The following is a 9,603-nucleotide window of genomic DNA, read 5'->3' as shown; positions in this document are numbered from 1 at the left end:
AGCCGGTGCTGCTGATCTGGGGCCGCGAAGACCGGGTCAACCCGCTCGACGGCGCCTTGGTAGCGCTCAAGACGATTCCGCGCGCGCAGCTTCACGTGTTCGGCCAGTGCGGGCATTGGGCGCAGGTGGAGAAGTTCGACGAATTCAACAAGCTGACCATCGACTTCCTAGGAGGTGCGTGATGAGCATCCGTTCACTTGGCTACCTGCGCATCGAGGCCACCAACATGCAGGCCTGGCGCGACTACGGCCTGAAGGTCCTCGGCATGGTCGAGGGCAAAGGCAGCACCGAGGGTGCCCTCTACCTGCGGATGGACGACTTCCCGGCCCGCCTGGTGATCGTGCCGGGCGAGCATGATCACCTGTCCGAGGCCGGTTGGGAATGCGCGAATGCCGAAGGGCTGCAAGAGATCCGCAACCGACTTGATGTCGAAGGCACGCCCTACAAGGAGGCCACCGCCGCCGAGCTGGCCGACCGTCGGGTCGACGAGATGATCAGATTCTCCGATCCCTCGGGCAACGGCTTGGAGGTCTTTCACGGCGCCGCGCTCGAACACCGTCGGGTAGTCAGCCCATACGGCCACAAGTTCGTCACCGGCGAACAAGGTCTGGGCCATGTAGTGCTGACGACTCGCGACGACGTCGAGACGCTGCACTTCTACCGCGACGTGCTGGACTTCAAGCTGCGTGATTCGATGCGACTGCCGCCGCAGGTGGTTGGCCGACCCGCCGACGGGCCGCCGGCCTGGTTGCGGTTCCTGGGCTGCAACCCGCGTCACCACAGCCTGGCCTTCATGCCCGGGCAGACGCCCAGCGGCATCGTGCACCTGATGGTCGAGGTGCAAGAAGCCGACGACGTGGGGTTATGCCTGGACCGGGCGCTGAGGCGCAAGGTGCCGATGTCGGCCACCCTGGGCCGCCACGTCAACGACCTGATGCTGTCGTTCTACATGAAGACACCCGGCGGATTCGACGTCGAATTCGGCTGCGAGGGAAGAAAAGTCGATGACGTCGACTGGGTTGCCCGGGAGAGCACCGCGATCAGCCTCTGGGGGCACGACTTCAGCGTCGGCTTCAAGTAATGTCCGAGCGGATCGACGCCAGCGCCTTCCGCAGTGTGCTGGGTCAGTTCTGCACTGGAATCACGATCATCACCACCATCCACGACGACGTGCCGGTGGGTTTCGCTTGCCAATCCTTTGCGGCGCTGTCACTGGATCCTCCGCTGGTGCTGTTCTGCCCGACCAAGGTGTCGCGGTCCTGGAAGGCGATCGAGGCGAGCGGGAATTTCTGCGTCAACGTACTGACCGAGAGTCAGCAGCACGTCTCGACCCGCTTCGGCTCGAAGGAACCGGACAAATTCGCCGGCATTGACTGGGCGCCTTCGGAACTCGGTTCGCCGATCATCGACGGGTCGCTGGCCTACATCGACTGCACGGTGGCCTCGGTGCACGACGGCGGCGATCACTTCGTCGTGTTCGGCGCGGTGAAGTCGCTGTCCGAAGTACCGAAGATCAAGCCGCGGCCTTTGCTGTTCTATCGTGGCGACTACACCGGCATCGAGCCGGACAAGACGACGCCCGCGCAGTGGCGTGACGACTTGGAAGCATTCCTCACCACGACCACCCAGGACACCTGGCTCTGAGCGTGCGGCCGCGTGCCATCGCCGCGACCTCGGTCTTGATTCTTTGTTAGCGCTACGCTTCGCCACGAACACTCTTTCGCGGGAGGCGGGCTGCATTGATCCGTTTTGTCTCTGTTGCACTGCTGACTGCCCTGGCCGGGGCACTGCTGCCGTTGGCGCTGCTCTGGACGTGGGTGTGGTGGATACCGGCAGCGGTTGTCGCGGTCATTGCATCCGTGGGCGTCTACGACCTCCTGCAGCGACAGCACTCGGTGCTGCGGAACTATCCGATCCTCGGTCATATGCGTTTCCTGCTCGAGGCCCTGCGGCCCGAGATACAGCAGTACTTCATCGAGCGGAACTTCGACGGACGTCCCTTCGACCGCGACGTTCGATCGTTGATCTACGAACGGTCGAAAGGCACAGCCGCCGAGCTGGCCTTCGGGACCGAGCGCGACATAGACCAGATCGGCTACGAGTACTTGGTTCATTCGGCGCGCCCGGTCGAGCCGCCCGCCGAGCCGTTCCGGGTGCGGGTCGGCGGACCCGATTGCACGCAGCCCTACGACATGGCGCTGATGAACGTTTCCGCGATGAGCTTCGGGGCGCTGTCTGCCAACGCGCTACGCGCCCTGAACAACGGCGCCCACAAGGGTGGCTTCGCCCACGACACCGGGGAAGGCGGGCTGACCCCGTATCACCTTGGTGGCGCCGACGTGATCTGGGAAATCGGCTCGGGCTACTTCGGTGCACGCACCAAAGACGGCACATTCGATCCAGAGATGTTCCAGGCCAAAGCCGCTCATCCGCTGGTGAAATGCATCTCGATCAAGTTGAGCCAAGGCGCCAAACCCGGCATTGGCGGCGTGCTGCCCGCCGCCAAGGTCACCGAGGAGATCGCCGAGTACCGCGGAGTGCCGGTCGGCGAGAAGTGCGTCAGCCCGGCCGCACACTCGGCGTTCCACACCCCGCGGGAACTGATCCGGTTCGTCGCGCGGTTGCGTGAACTGGCCGACGGCAAACCGATCGGCTTCAAGGTGTGTGTCGGCTCACGGATCGACGTGCTGGCGACGTGCAAAGCGATGCTGGCCGAAGGCGTGACGCCCGACTTCATCATCGTCGACGGCGCCGAGGGCGGAACCGCAGCGGCGCCGCTGGAATACGAAGACAACATTGGGCTTCCGCTCACCGACGGATTGATGACCATGCACAACGCGTTGGTGGGAGCGGGTCTGCGGGACCGGATCCGGATCGGGGCCGGCGGCAAGGTCGCGTCCGGAAACGACATCATCAAGCGGCTGATCCAAGGCGCCGACTACACCAACTCCGCCCGGTCGATGATGATGGCAGCGGGTTGCATCCAATCGCAGCGGTGCCACACCAACCACTGCCCGGTCGGCGTGGCCACCCAGGATCCATATCGGGCCCGTGCCCTCGACGTCGCCGACAAGAGCGAGCGTGTGTACAACTACCAGCGCGCCACCGTCGCGCAGGCCATGCGCATGATGGCCTCGATGGGTGTCTCGGAACTGTCCATGCTCAACCCGCAAATGCTGCGCAAGCGGGTATCGCCCACCGACCAGCGTTCCTATGCAGAGCTTTACGAATGGCTCGAGCCCGGTGTACTGCTGAACCACGCGCCGGCCAGTTGGCGGGCCGACTGGGAACTCGCGGACCCGGACTGCTACGCGCCCGCGGGCGTCACGATGAGCGCGAGCAGATCGGTCTAGCTTCGGTGCCAGCGAGTCTGGTGGTCGGCATGGGTACCCAAATAGGCGCCAGGGCCGAATAACTCGTCGTAGAAATCCGTGTCGAGATGTTGGGCCTGTAGGTACATCAGGACATGCACCGTCGGCATCGTGCCGGGTAGCTTGCCGAAGGTGTCGTAGATGTACGACGCCTCGGCGGTCACCAATTCTTGAATGCCCTCCGGCGGCAGGGCCGAGCCACGCACCTTCCCGCTATCTGCCCACGGCCCCGGAGTGTCGGGGTGAAATGGCCCGCCAGGACTGAACTTTCGGGCCACCAGCTTCTCCACCCCGGCGGCGATCGACGGCACGTGCGGCGGGCTGAGCGTTTCGAAATAGCCGGGTAACCCGGTGACATTGGGGAACGGCCAGCGGTCATCGCTGTCGGCGACGAAACCCAGCCCGGGCGCCCGCGGATCGCCGGATCCGCCCAGCACGGACAACCGGTCCAGCCCGTCGTAGGTCCACCCGCCGAGGCCCATCGCCTGCAGGGCCAGCACCCCGTTGTTGGTGGCGATGGAGAGTTCCGCACTCGCTTCGGCGATTGTGTACTGCTCGACGAAGGACAGCGGGAGCGGGTCGTCGGCGTGTGTAAGCGATGAAAAGCGTTCCAGGCCTGGGATAGTGCGGCTATTGATGTCGTCGGTGATCGGGTAGCCGTTGGCCGCGAAGAACCACAGGTTCTCCATCAGGTGTTCGGCGAGGTCGGCTGCCGGGAAGGCCAGCAGACTGCCCGGGTGATTGCCGATCCAGGTGTTGTGGCCCTCCATGTACGGCTCTTCGCGGGGCAGTTCGAGGCGAGTGTCCGAGATCCGCACGTAAGAGTTCGCGGTGTGGCTGATCCACGCTTCGATGGTGCCGAATTCGCGTGGCGTTTGGTCGCGGCTGGGCAGCAGGTAGGTGCCGGTGTCGTCGGTGAAAAACAGCTGGCTGGTGTGGAAGCCCGCGGCCGACGGGAAGGTCCGCCCTGTCGCGCTGCCCGAGTAGTTCGGGAAAGACGGCGCATAGCCGGGATGGTGCGTGATCCCGAAATTCCAGCCGGTAACCCCGCCGGTCACCGAAATAAGAAGCGCCCGTTCGACGTCCGACAGCGCTTGAACCGGCCGCCGGCTGGTGTAGGCCAGCGCCCCAGCGGGTATCCGGCCGCCGACCGGAAATCGGCGCGATCGCCGGCCGGTCAGCGCGGCGAACAGCGGGAACCGTGCTAGCTCGGCCAGCGCGGCCCGTTCGTGGTCGGAGATCACCAGGCTCACGGGCCCAGTTTCTCACTGCGCATAGGTCGTTTCGGTATTCGCATCCTGGAACATCTCCGAGACGATCAGCCACGATCCATCGGTTTGACGTTGCATTGCGCGCAGCGAGAAGTTGTCCCGGTCGAGCGTTCCGCCGCCGACCAGCCCCTGCCCTTTGATCCGCAGGTGCGCTGACACCAGGACGACGTCGGCTGTCAGCACCCGGAAACTGGTCTCGGGCGGGCCCTCGGGTTCGCCCCGGTTGAAGTTGTCGTCGGCGAATAGGCCCCTGAGATAGTCGACGATCTCGTCGCGGCCGCGCTTGACCGTGCCGAAGGCGTTCACCCAGTCGGCGTCATCGGCATACACCGCGTGCAGCGCCTCCGCGTCGCGGTTCCGGAAGCTCGCCAGCAGGGTCAGTAGCGTCTTACCGATCGCTTGCTGGTCGCTGGGCGGCAGATTCGAGAAGTCGGTCATGCCGGGATGCTAGGCGCCGCGATGAACTTTTCGTCGAAGTATCGCGTGGTAGGAGCAGGTGGTTAAGAGAAATATCCGAGAAGGGTTTTGAGATGAGTCCGCTGGTGATGGTCTACTTCTGGGTCGCCACCCCCGTCTTCGGGTACGGCCTGGTCAGACTGCAGGCCTGGCTGGAGCGGTGGGATTACGAGCGGCATGCAGAGGACTAGGGCGGGGCGTCTATTGAAATCCCGGATCCTGGTGGTCGGCGCGGGCGTGAGCGGCATTTCGGTCGCCCGCGGGTTGCTGCGCGACGGACACGACGTCGCCGTCTTCGACCAGCGCCCGAACGTGACCGCCGGCGGCGGCGCCGTGACGATCTGGTCCAACGGCGCAACGGTTCTCGACCAGCTCGGTGTCGACATGACCGGGGCCGGTCAACAGCTGTCGGCGGTGCGAGTGGTGACATCCACCGGCCGGCCGCTCGCCACCATGGACCTCGACGCGATGGTGAACCGGCTGGGCGCGTCGGTTCGGATGGTGCCGCGCCGAATCCTGCTGGAACGACTGCTCAATGGCTTTCCGGCTGAGCGCATCCGCTGCAACTCCCGTGCTGCGCGGGTGGTGCAAGACGGCAATGGCGTACGGGTCGACTTCGAGGATGGCAGCTCAGCCGACGGGGATGTGCTGATCGGCGCGGACGGACTGCACTCGGTTGTCCGCGATGTCGTCGGTGCGCCGGCTGCAAGGTCGACGGGATGGTGCAGCTGGCAGGGCCTTGTCAACCTTCCCCGCATTCCCGACCCGCATGTCGCCAGGATGATGATCGGCGAACACGGAAATCTTGGCCTGTGGCCCGCCGGCGGTTCTGCTCTGCAGTGGTGGTTCGACCTGCCCTGGTCGCCGGATTTTGTCAGACCGCAACGACCCATCGAAATGATCCGGTCGCATTTCACCGGCTGGTCCGATCTGGTCGATGAGGTCCTCGCAACTCTGACCGACGACGATCTGGGCCCGTCGCCGTTTCCGCATTTTCGGCACCCGATTCCCCGCGCCGGCGCCGGTGCGGTGACGTTGCTCGGCGATGCCGCGCACACGATGCCGCCCACGCTTGCACAGGGCACCAATCAGGCTTTGCTGGACACGATGGTGTTGTGCAAAGCGCTGTCAGATCTGCCCGAAGGCGTCGATGTCAGCAGCGCGCTGCGCAGGTACGAGAAGACCCGGCGCCGCAAGGTCAAGGCGGTGTCCTGGGTGACGATGCAGCAGGTGTCGCGCAGCGAGTCGGCGCTGCGGCCCGCGGCGCTCATCTCGGACCGCTTGATGACGTGGGCGCTGACGCGGTTCCTCGGTTGGGTCAGTCATCGCGATATCTCGACCGAGATCAGCCGCGGTTCGCTCGCCGAGGCGCGGTGATGTCGACGACCGCGAAAGTGCCGCCTGCCGCGGCCGCCCGCGTCGTCGAGTGGGTGCGCCATCACTTGTATCGACTCAACCAGCGGTTGATGCCCGCGCCCGCGACGATGATGGAGATGATCATCGCGACCTGGGTGTCGCAGGCGATCAGCGTCGCTGCCGAACTGGGCGTGGCCGACGCCTTGGCCGACGGGCCGTTGACCATCGACGAGTTGTCGGCGAAGGTCGGCGCCGATTCGGACGCACTGCATCGGCTGCTGCGCGCATTGATTGGTAGAGGCATCTTCCAGCGTCGCCGTGACGGTCGCTACGAGTTGAATTCCCTTGCCCGAACACTGTGTTCGGACACGGAGGCATCGATGGTGTGGGCTGCCCAGTTCTACGGATCGCGCGAGCAACGCGAACGGTGGACACTTTTGGCGGATTCGATACGCACCGGAAAATCTGTGGTCCCGGTATTGCACGGCAAGGAAAGCTTCGACTATTTCGCCGAGGATCCGCGGCACGCCGATCTCTTCAACCGAACGATGGCCAGCATCTCCGAACTCACCGATGCTTCCGTGGCGGCGGGATACGACTTCAGTGCCTACCCCACGATCGTCGACGTCGGCGGTGGGCACGGACCGCTGTTGGCCACCATCCTGGCCGCGACGCCGCGCTCACAAGGTGTGCTGTATGACTTACCGGCGGTCGTTTCGGGCGCACCAAAGATCCTGTGCCAGAAAGATGTTGCGGACCGTGTTCGCATCGAAGCGGGATCGTTCTTCGACAGCGTTCCGACCGGTGGCGATGCATACCTGCTGAAGAACATCATGCATGATTGGCCCGACGACAAGGCGGTCCAGATCCTGCGTAATGTTCGCGCTGCGGCCGGTCGCCACGCCACCATCCTGCTGGTGGAACTGGTAATCCCCGACCACGATCGGGACTTCCCTGGGAAATGGGCGGACCTGGAGATGCTGCTGAACTTGGCTGCCCGCGAACGCACGGCCGCGGAGTACCGAGACCTGCTCAGCCAAGCTGGATTTCAGATGACTCGGTTAGTCTCGACCGCATCGCCGTTGAGCCTGGTGGAGGCCCGCGTGGTGTGACCCGGCCGTCGCTGGTCACAATGGGCCACATGACGCTGGATCTCAACGGGTACTTCGAACGGATCGGGTATCACGGCGCGGCCGACCCAACCTTCGATGTCTTGCACGAATTGGTGACGGCGCACACCCAAACGATTCCATTCGAGAACCTTGACCCGCTGCTGGGCGTGCCTGTCGACGACTTGGGCCCAGAGGCGTTGGTCGACAAGCTGGTTCACCGGCGCCGCGGTGGCTATTGCTACGAGCACAACGGCCTGATGGGTCACGTGCTGGAAGCAGTCGGCTTCGGGGTGCGGCGGTTCGCGGCCCGGGTGATCTGGACGATGCAACCTGGCGCGCCGGTACCGTCACAAACCCATACTCTTCTGGCGGTAACCCTCCCCGAGGCGCCGCAGCTGTTGCTGGTCGACGTAGGTTTCGGCGGTCAGACGCCGACGTCGCCTCTCCGGTTGGAGACCGGCAGCGTCCAGCAGACAACGCATGAGCCCTATCGTCTGCAGGATCGCCGCGGTGCTCTGGTGCTGGAGGCGCTGATTCGCGACGAGTGGCAGTCGTTGTACGAATTCTCCACCAGAACAGCGCCCCCGATCGATTTGAAGGTCGGGAGTTGGTATGTCTCCACCCACCCGTCGTCGCATTTCGTCACCAACTTGATGGCCTCTCTGGTGACGGCCGACGGGCGATGCAACCTCTCGGATCGCCATCTCTCCATCCACCAAGACGGCAAGACCGAGAAGATCGTGCTGCCCGACGCCGCGGCGGTGGTCGACACGCTGACTGACCGGTTCGGGATCAACGTGGCGGACACCGGCGAACGCTCGGCGCTCGAAGCCCGAATCGACGAGCTGACGTCCTAACGACCCGGCAGCCAGCTGCCCATTCGGCGCAGTGCCTCGTCGATGTCGCCGGCCGGTCCGGCGAAGGAGAGTCGGACGTAGGAGCCGCCGCGCTCCGGATCGAAGTCGATACCGGGGGCGATCGCTACGCCATTGTCGGCCAGCAGCTTTGAGCAGAATGCCATCGAATCATCGGTGAAGTCCGAGACGTCGGCGTAGACGTAGAACGCGCCGTCGGTGGGTGCCAGCCGGTCGATACCGATGCCGCGCAAGCCGTCGAGTAGCGTCGCGCGGTTGACGGCGTATTGGTGTAGATGCCCGTTTGCTTCGTCGACGGCTGCCGGGGTGAACGCCGCGACTGCGGCGTGCTGCGACAGCACCGGTGGGCAGATGGTGAAGTTCCCGGTCAGACGGTCTACCGCCCGGCGCAGCGCGGTCGGCACCAGTAGCCAGCCGAGCCGCCACCCTGTCATCGCGAAGTATTTGGAAAAGCTGTTGACCACGAATGCATTTCGCGACGTGCTCCAGGCGCAGCTGGTCTGCGGGGCGCCGTCGTAGACCAGTCCGTGGTAGACCTCGTCGCTGATCAGCCGCACCCCCGATTCGTCACACCAGGAGGCGATCGCCGCGAGTTCCGCGGGCGGGATGACGGTGCCCGTCGGGTTGGCCGGGCTGGCGACGACAACACCCCGCACGGGTGGATCGAGTTCGGCCAGCATCTGGGCGGTGGGTTGAAATCGGGTCTCCGGCCCGCATTCGATCACCACGACCTCACACCCGAGTGCGGTCAGGATGTTGCGGTAGCAGGGGTAGCCAGGGCTGCTGACCGCCACCCGGTCGCCGACGTCGAAGCAGGACAGGAACGCCAGCAGAAAGCCTCCGGACGATCCCGTGGTCACCACTACGTCGTCCATCTCGACGTGCACGCCGTACCGGTCGAGGTACGACGCGGCGATCCCGGCCCGCAGCTCCGGAATGCCCAGCGCCACCGTGTAGCCCAGCTGGTTGAGATGCAACGCGGACGCGGCGGCGGCGCGTACCGGCTCGGGAGCCCCGGCGCTGGGCTGGCCCGCCGACAGGTTCACCAGATCGCCGTGGCTGCGCTGGCGTTCGGTCGCGGCCAGCCAGACGTCCATCACGTAGAACGGCGGGATCCCGGCGCGCAGTGCGACGTGATCGGTCATGCGGTCAACGTTAGAAC

General features: G+C 64.9%; 10 protein-coding genes. 7 read left to right on the top strand and 3 right to left on the bottom strand.

Going from position 1 to position 9,603, the window contains the following annotated elements; translation table 11 throughout:
- From WAN02_RS07290 to WAN02_RS07275, 4 genes are all read left to right on the top strand, one after another.
- On the top strand, nt 1-182 hold a 182-nt coding region (locus WAN02_RS07290), incomplete at its 5' end, for an alpha/beta fold hydrolase (RefSeq protein WP_422263491.1).
- Entirely contained in the window at nt 182-1,081 is a 900-nt protein-coding gene (gene hsaC / locus WAN02_RS07285; protein ID WP_422263490.1) for an iron-dependent extradiol dioxygenase HsaC, read from the top strand. The genes WAN02_RS07290 and hsaC, both read left to right, overlap by 1 nt.
- The gene (hsaB, locus tag WAN02_RS07280) at nt 1,081-1,644 is read left to right on the top strand and encodes a 3-hydroxy-9,10-secoandrosta-1,3,5(10)-triene-9,17-dione monooxygenase reductase subunit (RefSeq protein WP_422263489.1); all 564 of its coding nucleotides are present in this window, start codon (nt 1,081-1,083) and stop codon (nt 1,642-1,644) included. Before hsaC ends, hsaB begins: the two co-directional genes overlap by 1 nt.
- Before the next feature lie 95 nt (nt 1,645-1,739).
- Complete coding sequence (locus WAN02_RS07275; RefSeq protein WP_422263488.1) at nt 1,740-3,353, top strand: FMN-binding glutamate synthase family protein; 1,614 nt, start codon at nt 1,740-1,742, stop codon at nt 3,351-3,353.
- Here WAN02_RS07275 and WAN02_RS07270 read toward each other — a convergent pair.
- The gene (locus WAN02_RS07270; protein WP_422263487.1) at nt 3,350-4,624 is read right to left on the bottom strand and encodes a hypothetical protein; all 1,275 of its coding nucleotides are present in this window, start codon (nt 4,622-4,624) and stop codon (nt 3,350-3,352) included. The genes WAN02_RS07275 and WAN02_RS07270 overlap by 4 nt on opposite strands.
- A 12-nt stretch (nt 4,625-4,636) precedes the next feature.
- The gene (locus WAN02_RS07265; RefSeq protein ID WP_422263486.1) at nt 4,637-5,080 is read right to left on the bottom strand and encodes a YybH family protein; all 444 of its coding nucleotides are present in this window, start codon (nt 5,078-5,080) and stop codon (nt 4,637-4,639) included.
- Between the two features lie 195 nt (nt 5,081-5,275).
- On the opposite strand from WAN02_RS07265, the gene WAN02_RS07260 reads away from it, so the two are divergent.
- The 3 genes from WAN02_RS07260 to WAN02_RS07250 are packed head-to-tail and all read left to right on the top strand — an operon-like array spanning nt 5,276 to nt 8,423.
- Complete coding sequence (locus WAN02_RS07260) at nt 5,276-6,475, top strand: FAD-dependent oxidoreductase (protein ID WP_422263485.1); 1,200 nt, start codon at nt 5,276-5,278, stop codon at nt 6,473-6,475.
- Entirely contained in the window at nt 6,475-7,566 is a 1,092-nt protein-coding gene (locus WAN02_RS07255) for a methyltransferase (RefSeq protein WP_422263484.1), read from the top strand. Before WAN02_RS07260 ends, WAN02_RS07255 begins: the two co-directional genes overlap by 1 nt.
- A 29-nt stretch (nt 7,567-7,595) precedes the next feature.
- Nucleotides 7,596-8,423 (top strand): arylamine N-acetyltransferase family protein, encoded by an 828-nt coding sequence (locus WAN02_RS07250; protein WP_422263492.1) that lies wholly within the window; start codon nt 7,596-7,598, stop codon nt 8,421-8,423.
- On the opposite strand, the gene WAN02_RS07245 is transcribed toward WAN02_RS07250, so the two are convergent.
- Nucleotides 8,420-9,586 carry a pyridoxal phosphate-dependent aminotransferase gene (locus WAN02_RS07245; protein WP_422263483.1) on the bottom strand — a complete coding sequence of 389 codons (1,167 nt, stop codon included), beginning with the start codon at nt 9,584-9,586 and terminating at the stop codon, nt 8,420-8,422. The genes WAN02_RS07250 and WAN02_RS07245 overlap by 4 nt on opposite strands.
- Between the last annotated feature and the right edge of the window lie 17 nt (nt 9,587-9,603).

Source organism: Mycobacterium sp. (genome assembly GCF_049281135.1).
In the GTDB taxonomy this organism is placed as follows: domain Bacteria; phylum Actinomycetota; class Actinomycetes; order Mycobacteriales; family Mycobacteriaceae; genus Mycobacterium.
Note: the sequence above shows the minus strand (reverse complement) of the source record. Positions and strands in the feature narration are given on the sequence as shown.